Source organism: Streptomyces sp. NPDC031474, from assembly GCF_055581185.1.
On the sequence record NZ_JBVIJX010000003.1, the window covers coordinates 243,747 to 267,067 of the forward strand.

18 protein-coding genes and 4 pseudogenes are annotated in these 23,321 nt (G+C 71.3%); 6 read left to right on the forward strand and 16 right to left on the reverse strand.

Annotated features, from left to right (window positions below):
- Positions 1–1,134, reverse strand: a complete 1,134-nt coding sequence (gene solA / locus ACZ5SK_RS06600) for an N-methyl-L-tryptophan oxidase (RefSeq protein WP_334581951.1) — start codon at positions 1,132–1,134, stop codon at positions 1–3.
- A gap of 259 nt (positions 1,135–1,393) precedes the next feature.
- Here solA and ACZ5SK_RS06605 point away from each other — a divergent pair, with 259 nt between their 5' ends.
- Positions 1,394–2,140 carry an IclR family transcriptional regulator gene (locus ACZ5SK_RS06605; RefSeq protein ID WP_468417134.1) on the forward strand — a complete coding sequence of 249 codons (747 nt, stop codon included), beginning with the start codon at positions 1,394–1,396 and terminating at the stop codon, positions 2,138–2,140.
- 136 nt (positions 2,141–2,276) lie between these two features.
- Here ACZ5SK_RS06605 and ACZ5SK_RS06610 read toward each other — a convergent pair whose 3' ends face one another.
- Genes ACZ5SK_RS06610 through ACZ5SK_RS06620 form a run of 3 tightly spaced genes read right to left on the reverse strand, consistent with a single transcriptional unit; the run spans position 2,277 to position 7,836 of the window.
- Positions 2,277–3,716, reverse strand: a complete 1,440-nt coding sequence (locus tag ACZ5SK_RS06610) for an NAD-dependent succinate-semialdehyde dehydrogenase (RefSeq protein ID WP_468417065.1) — start codon at positions 3,714–3,716, stop codon at positions 2,277–2,279.
- Positions 3,713–6,571 (reverse strand): FAD-binding and (Fe-S)-binding domain-containing protein, encoded by a 2,859-nt coding sequence (locus ACZ5SK_RS06615; protein WP_334581953.1) that lies wholly within the window; start codon positions 6,569–6,571, stop codon positions 3,713–3,715. Before ACZ5SK_RS06615 ends, ACZ5SK_RS06610 begins: the two co-directional genes overlap by 4 nt.
- Positions 6,568–7,836, reverse strand: coding sequence for an aspartate aminotransferase family protein (locus ACZ5SK_RS06620; RefSeq protein WP_334581954.1), 1,269 nt, complete (start codon positions 7,834–7,836; stop codon positions 6,568–6,570). Before ACZ5SK_RS06620 ends, ACZ5SK_RS06615 begins: the two co-directional genes overlap by 4 nt.
- Before the next feature lie 202 nt (positions 7,837–8,038).
- Here ACZ5SK_RS06620 and ACZ5SK_RS06625 point away from each other — a divergent pair, with 202 nt between their 5' ends.
- Together ACZ5SK_RS06625 and ACZ5SK_RS06630 are read left to right on the forward strand one after the other, a co-directional pair.
- Positions 8,039–9,691, forward strand: coding sequence for a PucR family transcriptional regulator (locus tag ACZ5SK_RS06625; protein WP_468158443.1), 1,653 nt, complete (start codon positions 8,039–8,041; stop codon positions 9,689–9,691).
- A gap of 229 nt (positions 9,692–9,920) precedes the next feature.
- The gene (locus tag ACZ5SK_RS06630) at positions 9,921–10,082 is read left to right on the forward strand and encodes a hypothetical protein (RefSeq protein ID WP_361702668.1); all 162 of its coding nucleotides are present in this window, start codon (positions 9,921–9,923) and stop codon (positions 10,080–10,082) included.
- Positions 10,083–10,376: 294 nt separating this feature from the next.
- Here ACZ5SK_RS06630 and ACZ5SK_RS06635 read toward each other — a convergent pair.
- Together ACZ5SK_RS06635 and ACZ5SK_RS06640 are read right to left on the reverse strand one after the other, a co-directional pair.
- Positions 10,377–10,726: pseudogene (locus tag ACZ5SK_RS06635) on the reverse strand (phytanoyl-CoA dioxygenase family protein); the annotation flags it as partial.
- Positions 10,727–11,023: 297 nt separating this feature from the next.
- Positions 11,024–11,178: pseudogene (locus ACZ5SK_RS06640) on the reverse strand (transposase); the annotation flags it as partial.
- Between the two features lie 2 nt (positions 11,179–11,180).
- Here ACZ5SK_RS06640 and ACZ5SK_RS06645 point away from each other — a divergent pair.
- Positions 11,181–11,747, forward strand: a complete 567-nt coding sequence (locus ACZ5SK_RS06645) for an RICIN domain-containing protein (protein ID WP_468575473.1) — start codon at positions 11,181–11,183, stop codon at positions 11,745–11,747.
- On the opposite strand, the pseudogene ACZ5SK_RS06650 reads toward ACZ5SK_RS06645, so the two are convergent.
- Positions 11,734–12,276, reverse strand: a pseudogene (locus ACZ5SK_RS06650) (transposase); the annotation flags it as partial. The gene ACZ5SK_RS06645 and the pseudogene ACZ5SK_RS06650 sit on opposite strands and share 14 nt — an antisense overlap.
- A gap of 492 nt (positions 12,277–12,768) precedes the next feature.
- Positions 12,769–13,698 (reverse strand): TIGR03620 family F420-dependent LLM class oxidoreductase, encoded by a 930-nt coding sequence (locus ACZ5SK_RS06655; RefSeq protein ID WP_468158442.1) that lies wholly within the window; start codon positions 13,696–13,698, stop codon positions 12,769–12,771.
- Positions 13,699–14,079: 381 nt separating this feature from the next.
- On the opposite strand from ACZ5SK_RS06655, the gene ACZ5SK_RS06660 reads away from it, so the two are divergent.
- The gene (locus tag ACZ5SK_RS06660) at positions 14,080–15,528 is read left to right on the forward strand and encodes an aldehyde dehydrogenase family protein (RefSeq protein ID WP_334581961.1); all 1,449 of its coding nucleotides are present in this window, start codon (positions 14,080–14,082) and stop codon (positions 15,526–15,528) included.
- A gap of 261 nt (positions 15,529–15,789) precedes the next feature.
- Here ACZ5SK_RS06660 and ACZ5SK_RS06665 read toward each other — a convergent pair.
- From ACZ5SK_RS06665 to ACZ5SK_RS06685, 5 genes and pseudogenes are all read right to left on the reverse strand, one after another.
- Positions 15,790–15,985 (reverse strand): annotated as a pseudogene (locus tag ACZ5SK_RS06665) (hypothetical protein); the annotation flags it as partial.
- A 34-nt stretch (positions 15,986–16,019) separates the two neighbouring features.
- A complete protein-coding gene (locus tag ACZ5SK_RS06670) occupies positions 16,020–17,234 on the reverse strand; it encodes a cytochrome P450 (RefSeq protein WP_334581962.1) in 1,215 nt (404 codons plus the stop codon).
- Positions 17,235–17,261: 27 nt separating this feature from the next.
- A complete protein-coding gene (locus ACZ5SK_RS06675) occupies positions 17,262–18,269 on the reverse strand; it encodes a PDR/VanB family oxidoreductase (protein WP_468158441.1) in 1,008 nt (335 codons plus the stop codon).
- Positions 18,270–18,370: 101 nt separating this feature from the next.
- Positions 18,371–19,168: an IclR family transcriptional regulator gene (locus tag ACZ5SK_RS06680; protein WP_457495384.1), complete on the reverse strand. Its 798-nt coding sequence runs from the start codon at positions 19,166–19,168 to the stop codon at positions 18,371–18,373.
- A 124-nt stretch (positions 19,169–19,292) separates the two neighbouring features.
- Positions 19,293–20,012, reverse strand: a complete 720-nt coding sequence (locus ACZ5SK_RS06685) for a PadR family transcriptional regulator (RefSeq protein WP_457495383.1) — start codon at positions 20,010–20,012, stop codon at positions 19,293–19,295.
- Here ACZ5SK_RS06685 and ACZ5SK_RS06690 point away from each other — a divergent pair.
- A complete protein-coding gene (locus ACZ5SK_RS06690) occupies positions 19,905–20,501 on the forward strand; it encodes a TetR/AcrR family transcriptional regulator (RefSeq protein WP_334581967.1) in 597 nt (198 codons plus the stop codon). The genes ACZ5SK_RS06685 and ACZ5SK_RS06690 overlap by 108 nt on opposite strands.
- Before the next feature lie 24 nt (positions 20,502–20,525).
- On the opposite strand, the gene ACZ5SK_RS06695 is transcribed toward ACZ5SK_RS06690, so the two are convergent.
- From ACZ5SK_RS06695 to ACZ5SK_RS06705, 3 genes are read right to left on the reverse strand one after another with little or no spacing between them, the layout of a single operon-like run.
- The gene (locus tag ACZ5SK_RS06695; RefSeq protein WP_468575477.1) at positions 20,526–20,954 is read right to left on the reverse strand and encodes a nuclear transport factor 2 family protein; all 429 of its coding nucleotides are present in this window, start codon (positions 20,952–20,954) and stop codon (positions 20,526–20,528) included.
- Entirely contained in the window at positions 20,951–21,913 is a 963-nt protein-coding gene (locus ACZ5SK_RS06700) for a PDR/VanB family oxidoreductase (RefSeq protein ID WP_468575478.1), read from the reverse strand. Before ACZ5SK_RS06700 ends, ACZ5SK_RS06695 begins: the two co-directional genes overlap by 4 nt.
- Positions 21,910–23,220: an aromatic ring-hydroxylating dioxygenase subunit alpha gene (locus ACZ5SK_RS06705; protein ID WP_334581970.1), complete on the reverse strand. Its 1,311-nt coding sequence runs from the start codon at positions 23,218–23,220 to the stop codon at positions 21,910–21,912. The genes ACZ5SK_RS06700 and ACZ5SK_RS06705 overlap by 4 nt, the downstream gene beginning before the upstream one ends.
- Positions 23,221–23,321 lie beyond the last annotated feature (101 nt).

Below are 23,321 nucleotides of genomic sequence, written 5' to 3' on the forward strand. Positions count from 1 at the left end.
TCACGCCTCCGCGCGGTCGAGGGTGGAGATGAAGGCGATGGGCTGCGGCGAGGCGCCATCCAGCGCGAGGTCCGCCGCGATGTCGCCGAAAGCGGGCGAGAGCTTGAAGCCGTGGCCGGAGAACCCGGCGAGCAGGACGACGTTCTCGGCACCGGGCAGCGGACCGACCAGCGGGCGGCTGCTCTCGGTGTAGCCCTCCATGTAGACGGAGAGGCGGGTGGGGTCGGGGTTCAGGTCCGGCATGTGGCGTGAGATCAGCTCCGTGAAGATCTCCAGCTCTTCCGGGGCCACTTCTCGGTCGAGGTGGTTCGGGTCCCCGGCGGGGCGGTGCAGGGCGCGGGAGAGGCCGAGCTTGACGGAGACACCGTCCGGGGAGGGCAGGCCGTAGCAGTGTGTAGGGGCCGTGCGGATGAAGGCCGGGCGCTCCTCGCCGAACCAGGCGTCGGTGGTGGGCACGTACCAGGCACTGATCAGTCGGCGGATGTCCACCTCCCAGGGGAGGTCGGGCAGCAAGTCGTTGACCCACGGGCCGACGGTGACGACGGCGGTGTCGAAACGCTCGCTGCCGCTGTCGGTGCGGATCTCGACGCCGTTCGCGACGGGGACGATCTCGCGGACCGTGGTGTAGCGGTGGATGCGGGCGCCCAGCTCTTCGGCTCGGCGGGCGGCGGTCTGGATCGTGAGTTCCGGCCGGATGAAGCCGGCCCGGCGGTCGAGCACGGCCGCGTCGCCGTCCTCGATGCGGAACTGCGGGAAACGCTTGGCGAGGGAGTCGATGTCCAGCACCTCGTGGTCGAGACCGTGCTCGGCGATGGACTGGAGCACCGTGGCCATCTGCTGGTGCTCGGTCGGTCCCATCAACAGGCACCCGGTCAGCCGGCGCAGCTCTCGGCCGGTCTCCTGCTGAAGCCGCTCCCACAGGGCGTCGGCGTGCTGGAGCAGCGGCACGTACCGGGAGTCCTCGAAGTGGGCGCTGCGGAAGATGCGGGTCTCGCCGCCGGCGGCGCTGCGGTCGTGGCCCGGGGCGAAGTGGTCGTAGCCGACCACCTCGGCACCGCGAGCAGCCAGGCGCCAGGCGGCCTGGCTGCCCATCGTTCCGACGCCTACGACGGCGACGCGCTTGCTGGCTGACACGAGGGTTCCTTTCGTCTCCCGGGGCGGGGATGCTGGGCGCCCGGTATGCGGATTCTGTGATTCCGGATGCGGTTGCGGCCAGGGGATGCCGACTCGAACTTTCCGGAGCGAGGTGGGCTTCGTCCGCTTCTTTGAGCGGACCGTGCCACATTGTGGAACGCTGTGCTAGAATCTGGCACGAGAATGGCAGTGGCGCAGGAGGGGAGTCAAGGGGTGTACTCAAGGAAATCGCAGAGTTAACGGGGGAAATCCGATGGAAATGAAGAGCGTGACCAGGTCCCTGCGGATCCTGGAGGCGGTCGCCCAGCACCAGCCGGTGACGGTGGGCGAACTCACCAAGCTGTTCGGTCTGCCCAAGTCGACCGTGCAGCGGACGCTGGTCACCCTGAACGAGGCCGGGTGGTTGCGGGCGAACCGCAAGGACACCACTCGCTGGGAGATCGGCGCACGGGTGCTCGTGGTCCGGCCGGCGGCGCTGCAGGGGTCGAGCCTGTTCGCGGCCGCGCGGGAGCCCATGATCCGGCTGCGTGACGCGGTCAACGAGACCATCCACCTGTCGGTGCCGGACGCGTTGCAGGGCATGGTGGTCGTGGACCGGGTGGACTGCACGCACGCGGTGCGAACGTTCCACGCCATCGGCGACACGTCACCGCTGCACGCCACCGCCACCGGGCGTGCCGTCCTGGCGCACCTGCCGGGGTCGGACGTCGACGAGCTGGTCGAGCGGGGCCTGGAGCGGTTCAGCGAGGCCACGCCGACCGACCCCGAACTGTTGCGTGCGGAGTTGGAGCGGGTGCGCGCCGACGGCTACTCGGTCAACCGCAACCAGTACCGGCCGGACGTCTGCGCCGTGGCGGCGCCGATCCTGGACGAGGGCGGGACACCGCTGGCCACCATCGCGGTTTCCATGCCGGATTCGCGGTACGACGCGCAGCGGCTTCCCGAGATCGGACGGCTCGTGGCCGACACGGCCAGGGAAATCGCGGCGCGACGCAACGGCATTTGACGGCGCCAGGGCCTGGGCCCGGGGTACGGACGAGGAGCACGGGCTGTCCGCCTCGTGCCCGGCCAGGAAAGGATCGACCGGGCACGAGGCGGCCCGCGCGGTGCGCGATGCGGCGTGTGTCAGGGCATGACCGCCGTCATCGCACCGGCACCGCGAGGTACTGGTACTCCAGGAACTCGTCGATTCCGACCCGGCCGCCCTCCCGGCCGAGCCCGGACTGCTTGACGCCGCCGAAGGGCGCGGCGGGGTTGGAGACGAGGCCGGTGTTGACGCCGACCATGCCCACGTCCAGGCGTTCGCTGACGCGAAGGGCGCGGTCGAGGCCCTCCGTGAAGACGTAGCCGACGAGGCCCCACGGGGTGTCGTTGGCCCGGCGGACGACCTCGTCCTCGTCGTCGAAGGTGAGGATCGCCGCGACGGGGCCGAAGATCTCCGTCTCCATCAGCCGGCTGGCGGGATCGACGCCGGCGAGCACGGTCGGCGGGTAGAAGCAGCCGGGGCCCTCGGGGGTACGTCCGCCGACGAGCACCTCGGCGCCGCGTCCCACCGCGTCGGCGACCAGCTTCTCCACCTTGGCCCGCCCGGCGGCGTCGATGAGCGGGCCGACGTCGACCCCGTCCCGGGTGCCGGGACCCACGACGAGCGAGCCCATACGCTCGGCCAGCCGTCGCCCGAACTCCTCCGCCACCGCGCTGTGGACGAAGAAGCGGTTCGCCGCCGTGCACGCCTCGCCCATGTTGCGCATCTTGGCGACCATCGCGCCGTCCACGGCCACGTCCAGGTCGGCGTCCTCGAAGACGATGAACGGCGCGTTGCCGCCCAGCTCCATCGAGGTCCGTACGACGTTGTCCGCGCACTGGGCCAGCAGCAACCGCCCGACCTGCGTGGAGCCGGTGAAGGAAAGCTTGCGAATCCGCCCGCCGCGCAGGAGCGGTTCGCACACCTCCCCCGCACGGGAGGTGCTGACGACGTTCAGCACGCCGTCCGGCAGCCCGGCCTCCTTCAGGATCGCGGCGAGGGCCAGGCTGGAGAGCGGGGTCTGGGGGGCCGGCTTGAGCACCATCGTGCAGCCGGCGGCGACCGCCGGGCCGATCTTGCGGGTACCCATGGCCAGGGGGAAGTTCCAGGGGGTGATCAGCAGACAGGGGCCGACCGGGCGGCGGGAGAGCAGCATGCGGTTGCGGCCGTCGGGGAGAACGCCGCCACCGCCGTCGATACGGACGGCTTCCTCCGAGAACCAGCGGAAGAACTCGGCCGCGTACGCCACCTCTCCCCTGGCCTCGGCGAGCGGCTTGCCCATCTCGGCAGTCATCAGGTGGGCGAGTTCGTCCGTGCGCTCGAGGATGATCTCGTAGGCGCGGCGCAGGATCTCGCTGCGGACGCGGGGTGCCGTACGGGCCCATTCCCGCTGAGCCTCGACGGCCGCGTCCTCCGCGAGCCGTGCGTCCTTGGTGCCGGCGTCGGAGACATGGGCGATGATCTCGCCGGTGGCCGGGTCGTGCACGGGCATGGTGGCGCCGTCTGCGGCGCCCACCCAGGCCCCGCCGATGAACAACTGCGTGGGTGTGCCGGTCATGAGGTCTCTCCTGGTTGGTCGGCGGCGGGGTCGAGCAGTTCTGCGAGGTGCAGGGCCCGGATGTCCCGGTCACCGGCGAGGTGGGCGATCTGGGTGGCGCAGCTGAAGCCGTCGGCCACGACGGCCCGTCCGTCGAGTTCGTCGAGACGGGGCTTCAGGGCCAGGTCGGCGACGGCCATCGAGGTGTCGTAGTGCTGCCTCTCGAAGCCGAAGTTCCCGGCGAGTCCGCAGCAGCCCTCGGCCTCGTCGACCTTCCGTACGCCGAGCCGACGCAGCAGGTCGGCGGGGCGGCGGCCCTTGAAGGTGGCGTACTCGTGGCAGTGGGTCTGCAGGACCACGTCCTGCGGCAACGGCGGCGGGGTCCATCCTGGCTCCGCGAGGTCGGTCAAGGCACCGGTGAAGGTGTGGACCCGGGCCGCGACACGACGGGCGGCCTCGGTGCCGAGGAGCTCGGGCACATCACGCTTGAGAGCGGCGGCACAGCTCGGCTCGGCCACGACGATCGGTCGGTCGTCGCCGTTGTCGAAATGGGCGACCGTACGAGTCATGATCCTGCGGGCCACGGACAGCTGGCCGGTGCTGACCCAGGTCAGACCGCAGCACAGGCCGTCCTCCGGCGTACAGGGAACGCCGGCGTCGGCGAGGACACGGCTCGCGGCTCCGGCCACCTCGGGGCGGAAGGCGCGGGTGAAGCTGTCGACGAAGAGCAGGGCCTTGGCCGGCTCACCCGGGTGGGCCGCACGCAGGGTCTTGCGCAGGGCGCGCCGGGAGGCGAAGGACGGAATCGTGCGCTTCGTGGTCACGCCTGCGAGACGGGCGAGCAGCTTGCCGACCGGTCCTCTCAGGAGGAGGTTGAGCGGACGGGCGACGTATCCGGCAAGAGCAGAACTCAGGGGCAGCCAGCCAAGCGAGTAGTGCGAGCGGGGCCTCAGGCGGCCTTTGTAGTGCTGGTGCAGGAACTCGGCCTTGTACGTCGCCATGTCGACCCCGACCGGACAGTCGGAGGAGCACGCCTTGCAGGACAGGCACAGGTCGAGGGCGTCCCTGACCTCGGTCGAACGCCAGCCGTCCTGGACCGTCTCCCCGCGCACCATCTCCTGGAGCAGCCGGGCCCGGCCCCGGGTGGAGTCGTTCTCCTCTCCCGTCGCCCGGTAGCTGGGGCACATCACCCCGCCCGCGTCACTGCGGCAACGGCCGACGCCGACGCAGCGGCGGGCCGCACCCGCGAAGCCGTCCTCGTCGTGCGGGAAGGCGAACTCCGTCGCCAAGGGCTGGATCCGGTGCAGTGCGAGGTCGGCGTCGAGCGGGGCCGGGGCGACGATGACGCCCGGATTGAGCAGCCCCTCGGGATCGAACACCTCCTTGAAGGCGGCGAACGCCCGGATCAGCTGGTGGCTGTACATAACCTCCAGCAGCTCACCGCGCGCCCGCCCGTCACCGTGCTCTCCCGACAGGGTCCCGCCGTGCGCTACGACCAGGGCGGCGGCCTCCTGGAGGAAGCGGCGGGCGGCGGCGCGGCCCTCGTCCGTGGCGAGGTCGAAGTCGATGCGCACGTGGACGCAGCCGGCGCCGAAGTGCCCGTACATCACGCCGGTGAGCTCGTGGGTAGCCAGCAGCTTGCGGAAGTCCCGCAGGTAGGCGGGCAGGTCCTCGGGGGCGACCGCCGAGTCCTCCCAGCCGGGCCAGGACTCCCCGCCGTCGACGAGACGGGCGGCGAGACCGGATCCGTCCTCACGGACACGCCAGAGCGAGCGTCGCTCGGCAGGGCTCTCCACGACCCGGCCGCCGGTCATCCGGCCCCGGGTCTTGAGCACATCAAGCAGTTCGGCCGCGCGAGCGTGGACCGCCGCCTCGTCGTCGCCGTCGAGCTCGACGTACAGCCAGGCTCGCCCCTCGGGCAGACCGGTGACCGAGTCGGGGCCGCGGCGGGCGCGCATGGTGGCGACGATCGCCTCGTCCATGCCTTCAACGGCGGTGGGGTTCCAGAGCAGGATCTCCGGGACGTCCTCGGCGGCGTCGACGACATCGTCGTAGCCCAGGGCGAGCAGTGCGGAAGCCTGCGCGGTCGCCACCAGGCGGACCGTCGCGGCGGTGACGACCCCGCAGGAGCCCTCGGTGCCGACCAGAGCACGGGCCATGTCGAAGCCGTGCTCGGGCAGCAAGTGGTGCAGCTGGTAGCCGGAGACCTGACGCGGGATGCGGCCCAGCTCGGTGCGGATCGGCGCCAGGTTGGCGTCGATCAGACGTCGTACGTCCGCTTCGAGGCGGGCGACGCGTTCCGTGTCCGCGGGGTCGACCGGGTGCAGGCCGGAGCGGTCGGCGACGGCCCGCACGCCGTCGGCCGTCACGATCTCCAGGGACTCGATGTGAGAGCTGGTCCGCCCGTGCCGCACGGACCGGTTGCCGCAGGCGTCGTTGCCGATCATCCCGCCGAGGGTGCAGCGGCTGTGCGAGGAGGGATCGGGGCCGAAGGTGAGCCCGTGCCGGGCGGTCGCACTGCGCAGCGCGTCGAGGACCACTCCGGCCTGGACACGCGCGGTCCCGGCGGCCGGGTCGATGTCCAGGATCCGGTTCATGTACCGGGAGAAGTCCAGGACGACACCCGGCCCGACCGCGTTGCCGGCCATGCTGGTGCCACCGCCGCGCGCCGTGACGGGTACGTCTGTCTCCCGGCAGGCCCGCAGCACCGCGACCACGTCGCCGGTGCTGCGGGGGAAGATCACGGCCTGCGGCGGAACGCGGTAGTTGGAGGCGTCGTAGGCGTACTGTCCGAGGGTGCCCGGGCCGGAGTCCACCCGCAGGCCGGGAGCCGCCTCGGCGAGCCGGGCGGTCAGCCGCGCCACGCTTTCGCTCATCGTGCCGACGCTCCCGAGGTACCGGCCTGCACCGCGGTCGCCCACGCCTGAAGGCCCTCGTCCACCGCCGTCTCGTCGATCACCAACGCCGGAATCATCCGCACGACCTGGTTCCAGGCTCCGCACAGCAGCAGGAGCAGACCCTCGTCGACGGCGGCGCGCTGCACCCGGGCGGCGGTGTCCGGGTCGGGGCTGCCGTCCTCGTTGACGAACTCGGTGGCCAGCATCAGCCCCAGCCCCCGAACGTCCCCGATGCCTGGAGTCCGGTCGGCCACCGCCTCCAGGCCGTGCCGCAGCCGCTTGCCCATCGCCTCCGCGTTCTCGACCAGCTTCTCGTCGCGTACGACGTCGAGCGTGGCGCAGGCCGCGGCGCAGGCGACGGCGTTGGCGCCGTACGTGCCGCCCTGCGAACCGGGCCACGCCTTGGCCATCAGCTCTTCGGAGGCCGCGATGCCGGACAGCGGGAAGCCGCTGGCCAGGCCCTTGGCGGTGACGAGGATGTCCGGCGTGACGCCGAAGTGCTCGTGGCCCCAGAAGCGGCCGGTGCGGCCCACTCCGGTCTGCACCTCGTCCAGGATCAGCAGGAACCCGTGCCGGTCCGCCCTCTCCCGCAGCCCTTCCAGGAAGACGCGGGTCGCAGGGACGTACCCGCCCTCGCCCAGCACCGGCTCAACGATGATCGCCGCGGTGTCGGCGGGCGAGGAGACCGTCTGGAGCGTGTAGTCCAGCTCCTTCAGGGCGAAACGGGTGGCGGTCTCCTCGTCCCAGCCGTAGCGGTAGGCCGACGGGAAGGGGGTGACGACCACACCGCTCATCAGCGGGGAGAAACCGGAGCGGAAACGGGTTCCCGAGGTGGTCATGGAGGCGGCCGCCACCGTACGCCCGTGGAAGCCGCCGTGGCAGACGATGACGTTGGGCCGGCCGGTGGCCTGCCGGGCCAGCCGCAGCGCGGCCTCCACTGCCTCGCTGCCCGAGTTCGTGAAGAACAGGCTGTCCAGACCGGCCGGCAGGACCTCGCCGAGCTTGTCGACGAGCCGCCGCAGCGGCTGGTGCATCACCGTCGTGTACTGGCCGTGGACGAGCGTGCCCACCTGCTCCTGTGCCGCCGCCACGACCTTGGGGTGGCAGTGCCCGGTGCTGGTGACACCGATGCCGGCGGTGAAGTCCAGGTAGTGGCGGCCGTCCTCGCCATAGAGGTGGACGCCTTCGCCCCGGACCGCCACCACGGGCGTGGCCTGGCGGAGGTGCGGCGACAGTGCGGTCATGTTCGTCTCCCGGCGTGAGCGTCGGACGGTTGCGGTCCTCCGAGCATCTCCGCCGCCTTCGCGGGGGCCAACGAGCGATCTGTCCGGCTGGGGCGCGGTGCTCGGACGTTGTGTCAGGGGCCGCGCCGCCCTGCCGAGGCCGAACACCTCTTGCGCAGGTCAGCGAGGCTTGTCACAGTGACCGGGCACTCAGGGAGAGACCGTGAACGACAATCACCCGACGAGCCCACCCGCTCCCGGAGACCAGACGACCGCCGCGCCCGGTCCCGCCCTGACGGTCGCCGACGCCCTGGTCCTCCCGGTCCTGGCCGCCGGCCGGCCCCAGGTCGTCACCGGCGCCACCCACCTCGACCGGCCGGTCCGCTGGGTCCACATCACCGAACTGACGGACCCCGCCTCCTTCCTCAAGGGCGGCGAACTCGTCCTGACCACCGGAATGCCCATGCCCGACGACGCGGCGGGCGTACGCCGCTACGTCGACGAACTCGCGAACGTCGAAGCCGCGGCCCTGGTCATCGAACTCGTACGGCGCTACCACCGCCCGCCCGAGGCCCTCGTCCACGCCTGCCAGGCCCGCGGCCTCCCCCTGATCACCCTCGCCAAGGACGTCAACTTCCTGGAGGTCACCCAGGTCGTCCACGCGCTCATCCTCGGCAACCAGGCCGAGGCGATGCGCCGCACCCAGCGGATCCACGAGGCGTTCACCGCCCTGACGCTGCGCGGCGCGGGACCGGAGGACGTGATGCGCGCGGCGGCCGAGATGAGCGGACGCACGGTCGTCCTGGAGAACCTCGTCCACCAGGCGCTGATCTGCGAACCGTCCGGCAGCACGGTGGAGGAAGCCCTCACGGACTGGGAGCAGCGCTCCAGGGCGACCCCGCCCGGTGACCACACGGACATACGTGGCCCGGACGGCTGGCTCGCCACGCCGGTCGAGTACCAGGGCGAGCGCTGGGGCCGGGTGGCGATGCTCCCGGCGGAGACGGAGGGAGCGACATTCGGCCCGGAGCACACCACCGTCTTGGAGCGAACGGCGATGGCCCTGACCGTCGCCCGCCTCATCCACCCCACACCATGGGAACGCACCGCCCACCGCAACGCACTGCGTGACCTGGTCGAACAGCGCCACCACTCCCCCGACGACGCCCTGGCCCGTTGCACCGCACTGGGCCTGCCGACGGAGGAGAGTCGCTTCGTCGCGATCCTCGTTGACCTCCGTACAGGTGCCGAGGGCGCCGAACCGGAGATCCGCCTCGCCCAGGAACTGCGGACGGCAGGCATCCCGGCCCTCGTCGGAGAGCTGACCGCCGACCGCATCGGCGTCCTGCTGGCCCTGCGCCCCTCCCAGCCCTGGCGGCCCGTAGTCGAACGCCTGAGCCGAACCGCCCTGGCCCTGGCTCCGCAAGCAGTCGTGAGCGTCGGCTCGGAAGTCACGGACCTCCCCGACACGGCGCGATCCTTCCGCGAGGCGGCCCGCGTCACCGAAGCCACGCCGCCCGGCCAGCCCCTCCCCCCGAACCGCTCCTTCCACGAACTGCCGGACATCGGCCTGCGCCGCCTGCTCTACGCCCTCCGCGAGGACACCCGCGTCCAGGACTACACCGAACGACAACTCGGCCGACTCATCGACCACGACACCCGCCACGGCACCGACCTGCTGACGACCCTGCGCCACTACCTCGACGCGGCCGGCAACAAGACCACCGCGGCACGCCGGGGCAGCCTCTCACGCGAAACCATGTACCAGCGTCTGCGCACGATCGAGCGCCTCCTCGACCGCGACCTGGAATCAGGCGAAGAACGCACCGAACTGCATGTGGCGCTGACAGCACTCGACGCCTTGCGAGTGCCGTGACGAGGCAGGTCGAGCAGCTCACGCCCTGCACGTGGCCCTTTCGCGACACGTCCCACAGCGCCGACGGCCACCCAGCGCAAGGAGCAGCGGCGCCCATGTCCGTACAGGACTGGATGGACGGCCCTGGACGGCTTCTACGACATGTGCCATGTGGTACCCACTGAGGGACCGAGGATCAGGGCACCCCGGCCGTGGCGGGAGTGTCGCCGGCGTGTAGGAGCCATGCGACGTGAACACGGTCTGCGTGGTGACCAGGGGTGCTCATCACCGGGGCCTCCGCGACGACACGACCGTCACCGTCGAGGTACGGGACGACGGCGTCGGCTTCGACCCGACGGCGTCGACCGGGAAACCGTGCGACCGGGGCCTCGGCCTGCCAGCCGGCCGGTAGCGCCTGGAAGCGCACCCGGCCGCGGCACCCTGGCCCGCGCCGGCCTCCCCGTGGGCGCCCTCGACCTGGCGGGCCCGGTGGGCCACCGGTGACCGACCCGAACGGCACTTCGCTGCGCGTCCTGATCGTGGACGACCACGTCGTCGTACGGGCCGGGCTGTGCGCCCTCCTCACAGGCGAGCCCGGCTTCGACGCGGTCGGCGAGACCGGTGCCGGCGAGCAGGCCGTACGGCTCCGCCCGGACGTGGTTGGGGCTGCTCGAACTGGGCTGAGCCGGAACCAGGCCCCCGGTCGGTGGACGCCCATCGGCTCGAACTCCGTGCCGCACGGGCCCCCTCTTTCGCTTACCGCCAAGGGCGCCGATCATCGTCCGCGCATCGTGGTAGCGGCCGATGCGTTCGGTGGAGCGGCCCATGTAGTCGCCGATGAAGGAGCGCCGGAAGCGGTCGGTGGTGCAGTGGGGCTGCGAGCCGTGGAGGAGGCTGCCGTTGAAGGAAGAGGACGTCGCCCGGGGCCATGTCGACGGGCACGAGGGCCGCGCCAGGCGGCGGAACATACTCGCGGACGAACGACACCTCCGGGTCCGCCTCCTCCGGGCAGAACAGATCCATGCGGTGCGTCCCCGGTACGACCTCCAGACCGCGTTGTCGCGGCAGCGTGGACCGAACCGCCGCCGCAGTGACGCGGCGACAGGAACCGCGACGCGCAATCCAGACCCTCCGACCGTGACGCCGTTCCCGACCGCCAGAGCCAGCGGGCCGAGCATCGACATGTCCGGTGGAGCCGCCTCCGACTTGCTGCTGGGCAGTTCACCGAGCCGGCCCGGGAGGCCGGGGCGCGACTGCGCGCCGAGGGCGCGCCACCCCCGGCGCGTGCAGCTGTGGTCTCACACCAGGGCATCGTGCCCTCGGTGTCGAAGTAGCCGCCGGTCGGGCCGTCGGGGCCCACCTGATCAGCCGCTTATGGGCCGTCTGGAACGAGCCGAGCTCCTCGGGGAGGTCCCGCCAGGGCGAGTTGGTGCGGTACTTCCACGCGATGGCCCGAGCGTGCCGCGGTGATCGGCCCAGCGCCGTCCCCGGACCGGATCGGCCGGCATGAGTGACTCGATCCGGGGGTTTTCCCCATTTTTCAGGCGTAGGCGGTGAGGTTCGGGGATCCTGTCGAGGTACCTCTGAAAACCGCTGTAAGGAGACCCCCAGTGCGCCGCCCGACTCGTTCGCCGCCCTCATCGCCGCAGCCGGCCTCGCCCTCCCCCTCCTCGCCCCCACACCCGCCTCGGCTGCCACCGCCACCAGCCGCTTCGCGAACTACCGCTACGGTGACTGCCTGCGCGAGAACGACGAAACCGGCCTCAAGGGCGACCGCTGCGACTCCGGACGCGGCAGCATCCTGTGGCACTGGAACGGCCGCCTCAACACCAACACCACTCTTACGAACTACACCTGGGGCCGCTGCCTCGACAGCAATGACCGGGGCGACGTCTACCCCCTGCGCTGTAACGGCGGCTCATACCAGAAGTGGCGCACCGTCCAGCCCGCCGCCCGCAGCGCCATCATGCTCCAAAGCGTCGGCACGGGCCGCTGCCTCTACCAGCAGGACAACGGCTACTACCGCACTGCCCGCTGCGACCGAGGCGCCCAGAACCAGCGCTTCACCATCGGCTGAACGGATCTCTCGACCGCTTCAAGCTACCGCCGGGCGAGCAGCTCCCTTGAACGGGGGTGTTCTTCCCGTCGCAGATCAGATGGTGTCTACTGCCCGTCTTTGCGCGGTCGACCGGTGGTGGGCCGGTCGCCTCGCCCCCTTTTTCGCGCGGATGTGGGAGGCATCCACGCAGGCCCGGGTCCAGTCCAGGGCGTCGGCCGCGTGCGACTCGGCGAGCAGGATGCCGTGCAGCGTCTCGAAGACGGTGCCCTACTTGGTCCGATGGCTGCGGGATGACCACGCGGATCTGCCGGCGGCGCAGGTGGCCGCGGATCGCGCGGGATGAGTACGCGCGGTCCGCCAGGACCATTGTGGGGCGAGTCCGGGGCCGGCCGGGGCCCGTCCTGGGCACCCGGACGCGGGCCATGACCGTCTCGAAAGCGGGCGCGTCACCGGCCTGCCCCGCGGTGACGGCCAGAGCCAGGGGCCGTGCATGACGGTCTGCGGCCAGGTGGATCTTTGTGCTCAGCCCGCCGCGGGAGCGTCCGAGTGCGTGATCGGGTGGTTCGTTACGGCCTGCGGCCCCCTTTCGAGTGCTCCCGCGGCGTGCTGGTGGGCCCGGACGACGGTGGAGTCAACGGCTTCGAGACGCATTTCGGCACCAACCACCTCGGCCACTTCGCGCTCACCAAGTCGGACGTTGAACAGGCACCAGGGGCGCGTGGCCCCCATCTCCCTCCCCATCGACGCGGACAGTTCGTCCGCGCGCTCGCCCAGGAGTGCGGCGGCACGCTCGAGTACCGATCAACGGCGAGCGGGGGGTAGCGACGCCCGTTCCCCGAGCGCTTCGCCCGCCGCCGTGGCAGCGGCCTGTGCGTCTGCCGCGGACGCGGCCGCCACCCGGGCGATCGGCTGTCTCAGGCTGCCGACCGCAGTGGCAGGCAGTGTCCCCGCGAGTATCCGAAGACGGTTCCGGCCCGGACAACGCTGCTGTCCGTTGGCTCGCCGTGATGCCGTCAGCGGTGCTGGTACCCGATTCCTGTCAGGAGCCCAACACCGCCGGTGCCAAGCGTTCGTAATGGTCCGTCACGGTCACCAGGTCGGTGGCCGCTGCCGAGATCACGACGTGGTCGGCGCCGGCGTCGAGATATTCGCCGACGCGCTTGGCGATAACAGTCTCGTTACCGTAGACGACCAGAGCGTCGAGCACCCGGTCGTCGAGGCCGGTGACCTCCTCCTCGGTGAAGCCCAGTTGTCCGAGGGTGCGCACGTACTGTTTCTCGGCGCGTTTGACGATCGCGCGCACGATGATGCGGGCGAGGTCCCGAGCGCGCTGCCGATCGGTGTCGGGCACGACCGCCAGCGACTGGATCAGCAGCTTGTCCGGTCCGAGGGCCTCCCGGACCGCGGCGATCCGCTCGGGCGGTAGCGCCGCGGGCAACGCGCCGTCGGCGCGCTCGCCGGCCAGCGCGAGCATCTTCGGCCCCACCCCCGCCAGCAGCCGGGGGTACTGTGCGCCCGGCGGGGGCGCGATACTCAGGGGCGGCGCCTCCATCTGGTCGAGGTAGTCGCGCAGTTGCGTCAGGGGCCGGTCGTAGCGCAGACCGACGGCGTCCGCCTGGAACGCTTTGCCGGTGCCGATACCCAGCACGAATCGTCCGGGATAGCCGTCTGCCAGCACGGCCGCGGCCCCGTGCATGGTTCGCCCCGGTCGTGCCCACATGTTGGCGATACTGGAACCGACCACCATGCGGTCGGTCGCCGCGAGCCAGATGCCGAGCTGCGCGAAGACGTCCTTGCCGCCGATGGCCTCGTTCGTCCATGCCGAGCCGTAGCCCATCTCCTCGACCCTGGCCAGCATCTCCCGCTGGACCTGCGCGGGCGGCAAGGGGCCGTCGAGGCGGGTGTCGAGGAGCACGCCGACGCGGCCGAGTCGTCGGCGGGTGGACTGGATCAGTTCGCCTGTGCTCATGGCACCTTCCAGTACGGGATCAAGGGGATGGATTCGAGCGTATAGAGGTCGCACGGCGGACTTCGTGGTGTTACTTCGAACTCCGTGTGGCGAGTGTGTGTCGGGTTCGTCCGACGCACGGCATCAACCATGAGTGTCGCAGGCGACCGATACCGACTCCCCAACACAGGCTGCAGGACGCCGACTTGATCATCCGGGGGGCCGGGGGGCCGAACAAGGCATTCCATTGATCAAAATGCCCTTTTGCGCAGTCGCGGGCGCGCCGTCAGCATCGAAAGGCCACGCTTGTGCAGCGGTCGCCGTCCATCCGGGTCGGCACCGCGTGTGGCCAGGTCGGCAGTGTGACGAACAACGCCGTTCCGCACCGAAAGGGGCTCCCCCATGACGACCCAGGACGCTGTGCCGCAGATCGGCCATCTGATCGGCGGTGAGATGTCGGCCGGCGATTTCCGGGACCTACACGATCCGGGGCGACTCGACGATGTCGTCGCCCAGGTCGCCGTCGGCACGGCCGAGGACGTGGACCGCGCGGTCCGCGCCGCGCACGCGGCCTTTCCCGGCTGGCGGGACACGCCCGTCTCCGAGCGCGTCCGGAAACTGCTGGCCGCCGCGGAACTCGTCGCGGGCAGTGCCGGCGAACTCGCCCCGTTGCTCGTGCGTGAGCACGGCGGTGTCCTCTGGGAGGCGCAGGCCGACTTCGCCCTGGGCGCCGGGACGCTCCAGAACAACGTGAGCCTCGCGAAGGACTTCCTCCGTCCCGTCCAGTTCGACGACGCGCAGAGCTTCATCAGCGTGGAGAAGGTCCCCCGGGGTGTCGTGGCGGCGATCGTGCCGTGGAACATGCCCGTGGTCCTGACGATGATGAAGCTCGCGCCCGCGCTGGTCACCGGCAACACCCTCGTCCTCAAGCCGTCGCCGTTCGCCCCGGCCGCCCTGACGCTGGTCCTGGAGAAGATCGCGGCCGGTCTGCCGCCCGGGGTGCTCAACGTGGTCCACGGCGAGGGCGACGTCGGGGCCGCCCTGAGCGGCCACCCGCTGGTGCGGAAGGTGGTGTTCACCGGCGGCACGGCCACCGGCCGGAAGGTCATCGAGTCCACCGCCCCGACGATCAAGAACATCACCCTGGAGCTGGGCGGCAACGACCCGGCGATCATCCTGGACGACGCCGACACCGACGCCGTCCTCGACCGGATACTCAAAGGCGTCTTCACCCGCAGCGGCCAGATCTGCTTCGCCGTCAAGCGCGTCTACGTGCCGCGCGGCAGGTACCAGGAGTTCGCCGACGCCCTGTGCGACCGGGTCGACGAGTACGCCGTGGGCCACGGCCTGGACCAGCGGGCGTCCTTCGGGCCGCTCAACAACGAAGCTCAGTACAAGAAGGTGCTCGGCCTGCTGGAGCGTACCCGCAACTCGTCGGCGACCCTGCTGGAACTGGGCCGCAAGCTCGACCCGTCCTCCTGGGACAACGGCTACTACGTGCTGCCCCACGTGGTGCGCGACGTTGAGCACACGGCTCCGGTGTCGTGCGAGGAGCAGTTCGGCCCGGTCATCCCGCTGATCGCATACGACGACGAGGAGCAGGTGGTCTCCTGGGCCAACGACAGTGAGTACGGGCTCTGCTCGTCGGTGTGGACCACGGACCCGGAGCGGGGGCTCGCGATGGCCCGTCGCATCGAGGCCGGCAGCACGTTCATCAACAGCCACTCGTTCGACGCGCTGGATCTGCGTATGCCGTTCGGCGGTGTCAAGCAGAGCGGGATCGGCCGGGAGTGGACCGACACCGCGCTGTCCGCCTACGTCGAGGACCACGCCATCCGTCGGCTGAAGTGACGGCGTGACCCGTCCTGAGGTGGGTCACGAGGCAGCCGTCACCCGGGTCTGGGCGCCGGACGGGGCCGACTGGCGGCTGGCCCACATGCAACTCGCGCGTCGTCTGCCGCCCGGATGATCTCCTCCAGCGCCTCAAAGACGCCCCGAGGAGGGATCCCCTCCCCTGGGTCCCTCTTCAGGGGCCTCCGCGAGCGCGTACATCACCCGCGCCGGCTGCTCGGCGTAGCGGTCGATGAACTGAGGGGAGGCCGGCACCGATGCCCAGGGCAGCGGGCAGGCCCGGCACTGGCCGCACACCGCACACCGCACACCGCACACCGCACACCAGTTGAGGATTACGCAGCGCCGGGCGCGACGTCGGTCACGCCTTCACCCCCGGCTCGGGGATCACGATCGTCTCCACCCGCACCGGCTCGCCCTTCGCCCGCGCGACGACGCCTCGTACCTGCTGGGACATTGCTGGGACCTTCACTTTCCTCTGAGGCGACTGCTCAGACGGCCGGGCGGACGCGCAGAGGCAGGGACGCCCACGAGCGCAGGGTGTTGTTGGGGTGGCGGTGTGGTGTGCCGGTGAGGTCGATGTGTTCGACGCGGCGGGCCAGGGCGGTCAGCAATGCTTCGGCCTCCAGGCGGGCCACGTGCTGGCCGATGCACTGGTGGATGCCCATGCCGAAACCGACGTGCCCGGAGGGGTCGCGGGTGAGGTCGAAGCGGTCGGGGTCGTGCCATCGGTCCGGGTCGCGGTTGGCCGCGCCGAGGAACATGAGGATCTTCGTGTCGGCGGGGATGAGCGTGCCGGCGATGGTGACGTCGGTGGTGGCGGTACGGAAGAAGGTCTGCACCGGTGACTGCCAGCGGACCGCCTCGTCGAACGCGGCTCGCGCCAACTCCGGCCGTTGCCGAAGCAGTTGCCACTCCTGGGGGTGGGTGGCGAAGGCGTACAGGCAGGCCGCCAGGCCGTGGACGGTGGTGTCGATGCCGGCGGTGAGCAGGGAGCGCACCACCAACGGTGCCTGTTCGTGCGTCAGGTCGCCGCGGTCGGCGGCTGCCCAGATGGCGGCCCCGAAGCCGTCCTCACTCAACGCCTGTCGTGCGCATTGGGCGTTCACCCACGCCGACAGGTCGGCCACCCGGTGCGCATCCGCCGCGACGAGGTCGTTGCGCGGGCCGAAGGCGTTGAAGGCCATGTTGCCGTACGGCAGCAGGTTCTCCCGGCCGTCCGGGCCCAGACCCACCGCGTCCGGGAAGGCCCGCAGCGGGAACGCCTCCGCCAGGGCCGTAAAGGCGTCGAACTCGTTTCCCTGGGCGAGGACTTGGTCGACGAGTTCCCCGGCGACGCCATGCCACGTCTCGCGCAGTCGGCGCAGCGCGGGCGGGGCGAGGATCTCGCGCAGTACCCGGCGTGGGGCGTCGTGCTGGGGCGGGTCGGCCTCCAGCAGCAGGCTCGGCGGGCGCCACGGCTTCTCGTGCCGGAAGTTGGCCAGGCCGACGCCCGAGCCCGACTCGAAGTGCTGCCAGTCCACCAGGGCGCTGTGCACCTGCTCGTAGCGGGCCAGCGCGTGGACGTCGTAGCGGGAGAGGTACACGACCGGTCCAGCCTCGCGCAGGGCTCGGTGCAGCGGTTCGGGGTCGAGCAGGGCTTCGTGGGTGAACGGGTCGGCGTCGCTGACGGTCGGTACGACGGCCCGCTCCAGTGCCTCGGTCATCGCGGCTCCTACAGTTCGGTGAGGGGGTTACAGGTCGAGGACGAGACGGTCGCCGCAGGAGCGGGACACGCACAGGAACATGCAGTCGTTCGCGGCGCGTTCGTGGTCGGCGAGGACCGAGTCCCGGTGGTCCGGCTGTCCCTCCAGCACCGGTGTCAGGCAGGTTCCGCAGGTGCCCTGCTCGCAGGAGGACAGCGCGTCGGCGCCGGCCCGGCGCACCGCCTCCAGCACGGACTCGTCCGGGGTGACGGTGACGGTGCGTCCCGTGCGGCGCAGCTCGACCTCGAAGGGCGTCCTGCGCACCGGCGGGGTCTGTACGGCGGAGGTGAAACGCTCGGTGCGCAGGGCGTACGGGGGCCAGGAGGCGCACGCCCCTTGCACGGCGGCAAGCAGCGGGCCCGGGCCGCAGCAGTAGACCTTGGTGTCGGGTCGCGGTGTGCCCAGCCAGGCCGCCAGGTCCAGCAGTCCGAGTTCGTCCTGCGGAACGACGTGCACCCGCTCGCCGTATGCCTCGGCCAGTTGCTCACGGAAGGCCATCGATGACCGCGTACGCCCGCCGTACAGCAACTGCCAGTCGGCCCCCAGGAGTTCGGCCTGGTGGACCATCGGCAGCAGCGGGGTGATGCCGATGCCGCCCGCGACGAAGAGGTACTTCTTGGACGGTACGAGGGGGAAGTGGTTGCGCGGTCCGCCGACCCCGACGAGGTCTCCCGGCGTCAACTCGTCGTGCACGTAGGCGGATCCGCCCCGGCCGGCGGGCTCTCGCAGGACGGCCACGCGGTAGGTGTGCGCGTCCCAGCGGTCGCCGCAGAGGGAGTACTGGCGCGTCGTCCCGTCCGGGAGCACCAGGTCGATGTGGGAACCGGGCGTCCAGTCCGGCAGCCGGGCGCCCTCCGGGTGTGCGAGAGTGAGGGACACGACGCCCTCGGCGACGTCCTCCTTGCCGCAGACCGTCAAGGTCGCCGCGTTCCCCGGCGTCGACCGACCTGCGCCGACGCCTGAACCGGTGTGCGCAACCACGCTGGTTCCGACCACGTTGTCGCCTCCCGTCGTTGGGTTGCACGCAGGATGCGCGGTGGCGGCGGACGGTCGCGACGGCATTCTCAATCAGTGAGAGACAAGTTTTTCGGCACGTCTCATTCGACGGTCGTGCCGTCACGCGGGTCACCCGCGTCCCGACCCTGGACGTCCGGGGCTCCCAGCGCACGTGAGACACCGCGTGCCGCGGTCCGCACCACCGGCACGACGGACGAGGCCCCCGCCTCGTTGGGGACGATCACCGCCAGCGCGGCCACCACCTCCCCGCGCGCGTCGCGCACCGGCGCCGCGACGCCCAGGGCGTCCGGATGGACGTATCCCGGGCAGTACGCGTAGCCCTGGCGGCGGGCCTCGGCCAGCACGGCCCGCAGCCGCGGCGCGGTGGCGGGGGTGTTCGGGGTGTAGCGGTGCAGGGGCCCGTCAAGCACCCGCCGACGCAGGTCGGCGGGGCCGTGGGCGAGGAGGACCAGGCCGCTGGAGGAGGCGTGCAGCGGCAGACGGCCCGCGATCCGGGTGTAGTTGACGACCGCGCCCGGTGCCGTGAGCCGCTCCAGGAAGAGCACCTCGTCACCGTCCAGCACTCCGAGCTGCACATGGTGGCCGACGACGTCGTGGACGCCCTCCATGAACGGCATGGCCGCGTTGCGCAGCGACAGGGTGGGCGAGGCCCGGGTGCCCAGCTCCCACAGGCGCGTGCCGATACGGACCCGGCGGTCGGCGTCGCGGGTCAGGAAGCCGTACGAAACCAGCTCGGCCACCAGCCGCGACGCGGTCGCCACGTGCAGCCCCGTGCGCCGGGAGATCTCCGAGACGGTCAGCGCCGACTCCTCCGGTGTGAACGCCTCGAAGATCCGCACGACTCTCGCGAGAACCGACTCGCCGTTCTGTGTCCTCACCCGGCCATCATCGGACTCCTCTCCGCCAGGTCAAGTCCGACGCCGCCGGACCACCACCCGCCGCCCGCACATCCCCGCCCGATCAGATTCCCGCACACGACCCGCTTGGCGGATGAGGGCCCCACTACTCCTGCGCGGACACCCCGTCCGCCGCCGACAGCGCCCGGACGGACCGGGCGATGTCCCCGCGGAGGTCATCGAGGCTGTGAGTGATCGGCGCCCTGCAGGCGGACGCCAGCGCCTCCTCGTGGAAGCGTGCGTGCACCTCCAGTTGGGCCCGTGCCGCTTCCGGGTCCGCCCACTCGAAGTAGGCGGCCCGCAGGCGCTGCGGGTCGCGCTCGCGCCGCGGTTCCCCGACCTCGTTCATCCAGGCCCGCAACTGGTCGTGGCCCGCCTCGGTGAGGCTGTACCGGCGCTTTTTCGCGTGCTCGCCGCGCGGCACCTCCTCGCCCTCGACCAGCCCGGCGGTCTCCAGCTTGCGCAGTTCGCCGTAGATCTGGGTGTGCGGCGCGTGCCACAGATAGCCGACCGAGACGTCGAACTGTCGGCGCGACCGGTTGAGACGAACACGGCCGGAGTGCGTTGGCGTTCCAGGATCGTTGGCCTGTCCAACAACACCGCCGGTAGGGTCGTCCCTGTGGCAGCGGAGGAGACGACACCAGGGAAACCGGCGGCACCGTCCGGCAGGCGGCAGCGCCGGAGATCCCCCGACGACCCCGGACGCCAGCGGGATCCCGTGGGCACGCGGCGCGCCATCCTGGCCGCGGCCGGCGCGGAGTTCGGCGCGCACGGGTTCGACGGTGCCAGGGTCGTCCGTATCGCGGAGCGGGCCGGTGTCAGCCATCAGCTGATCACCTACTACTTCGGGGGCAAGCGCGGGCTGTACGAGGCGCTGAGCGAGCAGTGGCTCGAGGAATCCATGCGGGTGGGCCGGACGCACACCTTCGCGGAGGCCGTCCGGCGCTACGTGCACTGGGCCTGTGAGGACCCGGCGTGGACGCACATGCTGACCCGCGAGAACCCCGGCCTGCGCCCGCCCGCCGAGGACGAGCGGGCCGCCGAGCTGTTCAAGAACATCGAGGACATGCGTGAGCGGCAGGCGCGCGGTGAGTTCCGCAGTGACCTCGACGTCGGGGCCCTCTCCCTCGTCTTCTTCGCCGCCTCGGTCGCCCCGGTGGCTCTCCCGTGGATCGCGCGTGAACTCACCGGGCAGGACCCCACCTCGCCGGAGTTCGTCGACGCCTACGCGGACCAGGTGGCCCGCATCGTCGCTGCACTCGCCGAGGGCGCAGCCGACGAGGGCCCGCCGGTGAACGGCGAGCCCGAGGACTGACCCCGGTGGGGGTGACGGGGGCTGTCATCCAGGGGGCAGCCGGCGGGCCATCTGCAGATGCGCCAGCTGCCAGCCGTCCGACGGTGACCGTACCCAGACCCTGGTGACGGCGGCCTGGATGACGAACGGGGTCAGGTCGGGTACGAAGGCGACGCGCATCTCCTGCAGGCAGCTGACCACGGCCGTGGTGCCGAGCCCCTGGACGGTCACGTCGAAGGTGTCCACCTGGCTGGTCGGGCCCATGCGTTGTGCGTATGCCAGCCAGTCGTCCGCGCCGTGGATATGACCGACGGGCGAGTGCACGATGACGCAGTCGGGGTGCAGCAGGGCACGGATCGCCGGCTCCGGGTCCGGGAGCGTCTGTGCGGCGAGCCACGCGGTCTCGGCCTCCTCGACCGTGGCCGGGGCGGGGTGGGCCTTCGTGGCTGTATCGGTTGTCGATGAGGTGGTCACAGCTCCAGCTCCAGGATCGGGGACCGGGACCGTGACGAGCACGGGGTGAACAGACCCTGCGCGCGCTCGTCGTCGGTGAGGATGTCGTCCCGGTGGTCGGGGTCGCCGGCGCGCACCCGGACGATGCACTCGCCGCAGATGCCCTGGCCGCACGAGTAGGGGGCTTCGACGCCGTTGGCCAGCAGGACGTCGAGGACGCTCTGGTCCTCGGGGATCGGGTACTGCGCTCCCGTCGAGGACAGACGCACCGTGAATCCGCCCTCCCCTCCCCCGTCGGGCTCGGCGGCGGGCGGCGAGGCGCTGAAGCGCTCCTTGTGCAGGGCGGACGCGGGCCATCCCAGCTCGGCCGCCCGCCCCAGCACGTGGTCCATGAACCCACCGGGACCGCAGACGTAGACCGCGGCGCCCGGGACGGGTTCCCCCACGTCGCGCCCCAGGTCGAGGAGCTGCTCCGGGGCCTGGTCGTCGAAGTGGAGGGTGACCCGCGGATGGTTCTCCAGCTCGGCGACGAAGGCCGCGTCGCTCCGGCTGCGGGCGCAGTAGTGCAGCTGGTAGTCGCCGCCGGTGGCGTCGAGCGTCTGGGCCATCGACAGCAGCGGGGTGATGCCGATGCCTCCCGCGAGCAGCAGGTGCCGGCGCGCGGACGTCAGGCCGAAGCGGTTCCTGGGCGGTGCGATCCGCAGGGTGTCGCCCTCGGCGAGGGAGTGCATCGCCCGGGAACCGCCGCGCGAGGCGGCATCGTGCAGGACCGCGATCCGGTACTGCTTGCGCAGGCCGGGCGGTCCGCACAGGGAGTACTGCCGGACCAGTCCCGCCTCCCCGACGCTCACGTCGACATGGGCGCCGGGCTCGTACTCCCACAGCTCGCCGCCGTCGGCCCGGGCGAGGTCGAAGACGGCGATGCGGGGGGTGGCGTCGTGCCGGCCGACGACGACCACGTCCGTCCAGGCGGTGCTCACGTGCCGGCCACCGAGGGTGCCGCCGCCTCGTCCAGGGCGTCCTCCGTCCGCTTCGGCCGGATGGACAGGCCGGCCTCAACGCGGCGGACCGGGTCGCCGGGGGCGCCGACACCGACCGGAGTCCGTCCGGCCTCGACGTCGTCCACCATGGTGCGCAGCATGCGCCGGAGCATGACGACCCCCTTGTCGGAGGGGGCCAGGGTCTCCTCCGAGTGCTGGGTGACGTCGCCCTGCGAGCGCTGGGCCTCGTAGTCGCCGGGGAAGCGCTGCTTCTCCTCGTCGGTCAGCTCCCAGCCGTTCTTGCCGTTCTGCTTGATGCCGAAGACGAACGACGCGGCCCGCTCGGGGCTCGTGGAGCGGATCGAGAACATCATCCGGTGGTGGGTGTCGTCGATGGGGACCACCCAGATCAGCATGTCGTTGCGGCCGTTCGGGGTCGAGGTGACGAAGTCGGGCAGGCCGAGGATGTTCGGCAGCATGCACTCCGCCATCCACTCCATGTCGACGAGCGCGCCGCCGGGGCCCTTGGTGTCCTGGTAGCGCCAGGTGTACTTCACCCCCTTTTCGGTCCGGTGGTAGGCGGTGCGCTCGGCGGCGGTGCGGTGGTCGTAGTAGCTCTCGGGGAAGCCGGTCGTGCCGGTGCCCGTGAACTGGAAGCCGCTGTGGTTGGAGTGCAGCCAGGCGGCGTGCACGGGGTCGACCGCGTTCTCGAAGAGCTGGAGCCAGTTGTAGTCCTGCTCCAGGCCGACGACCTCGGTGCCGGGCGCCATCCAGTTGGTGTAGTAGCTCTCGCCCTCCCCCAGGTCCTCCAGGCTGTCGAAGCGCGGCAGCGGGGGCTTGTGCTCGGGCGGGCCCATGTAGACGAAGACCAGGCCGTATCGCTCCTCCACGGGGTACCACGGCTGGCGCGCGAGGCCGCGGCGGCGGCCGCCGTCGAGTTCACAGGCCTGTTCCACGCAGTGGCCCTGCACGTCGAACTTCCAGCCGTGGTAGCAGCAGCGGATGCCGTCGTCCTCGATCCGGCCGTAGAAGAGGCTGCTGCCGCGGTGCGCGCAGCGTTCGAAGACGACGCCCGGCCGGCCCTGGCCGTCCCGGAAGACGATCAGGTCCTCGCCCAGCGTCCGGATGCGGTGCGGAAGGTCGCTGGTCAGCGCGTCGGAGCAGGCGATCGGATGCCAGTAGCGGCGCAGCGCCTCGCCCATCGGCGTGCCGGGGCCGACCTCGGTCAGCCGGGCGTCGTGGGAGGCGGGCTTGCGGCCGTAGCCGGTCCCCGTGTCGGGAACCGTGGTCTCGGTGGTCTCGGTCATGGTGAACCATCTCCTCGGCATTGAGGCAGGGGGACGCCCTGCTGCAGGGCATCGGAAGCAGGGCCGCCGAAGGCTCCGCAGGTCTGGAGCGAGCCAGCGGC

What these genes read in the sequence shown, in the direction of transcription:
- ACZ5SK_RS06605 (WP_468417134.1), top strand. Translation starts at nt 1,394, where the DNA reads ATGAAGAGCGTGACCAGGTCCCTGCGGATCCTGGAGGCGGTCGCCCAG.
- ACZ5SK_RS06610 (WP_468417065.1), bottom strand. Translation starts at nt 3,716, where the DNA reads ATGACCGGCACACCCACGCAGTTGTTCATCGGCGGGGCCTGGGTGGGC.
- ACZ5SK_RS06615 (WP_334581953.1), bottom strand. Translation starts at nt 6,571, where the DNA reads ATGAGCGAAAGCGTGGCGCGGCTGACCGCCCGGCTCGCCGAGGCGGCT.
- ACZ5SK_RS06620 (WP_334581954.1), bottom strand. Translation starts at nt 7,836, where the DNA reads ATGACCGCACTGTCGCCGCACCTCCGCCAGGCCACGCCCGTGGTGGCG.
- ACZ5SK_RS06655 (WP_468158442.1), bottom strand. Translation starts at nt 13,698, where the DNA reads ATGAGCACAGGCGAACTGATCCAGTCCACCCGCCGACGACTCGGCCGC.
- ACZ5SK_RS06660 (WP_334581961.1), top strand. Translation starts at nt 14,080, where the DNA reads ATGACGACCCAGGACGCTGTGCCGCAGATCGGCCATCTGATCGGCGGT.
- ACZ5SK_RS06670 (WP_334581962.1), bottom strand. Translation starts at nt 17,234, where the DNA reads ATGACCGAGGCACTGGAGCGGGCCGTCGTACCGACCGTCAGCGACGCC.
- ACZ5SK_RS06685 (WP_457495383.1), bottom strand. Translation starts at nt 20,012, where the DNA reads ATGGCTGACACCGGCCCGCTCCGCGATACGGACGACCCTGGCACCGTC.
- ACZ5SK_RS06705 (WP_334581970.1), bottom strand. Translation starts at nt 23,220, where the DNA reads ATGACCGAGACCACCGAGACCACGGTTCCCGACACGGGGACCGGCTAC.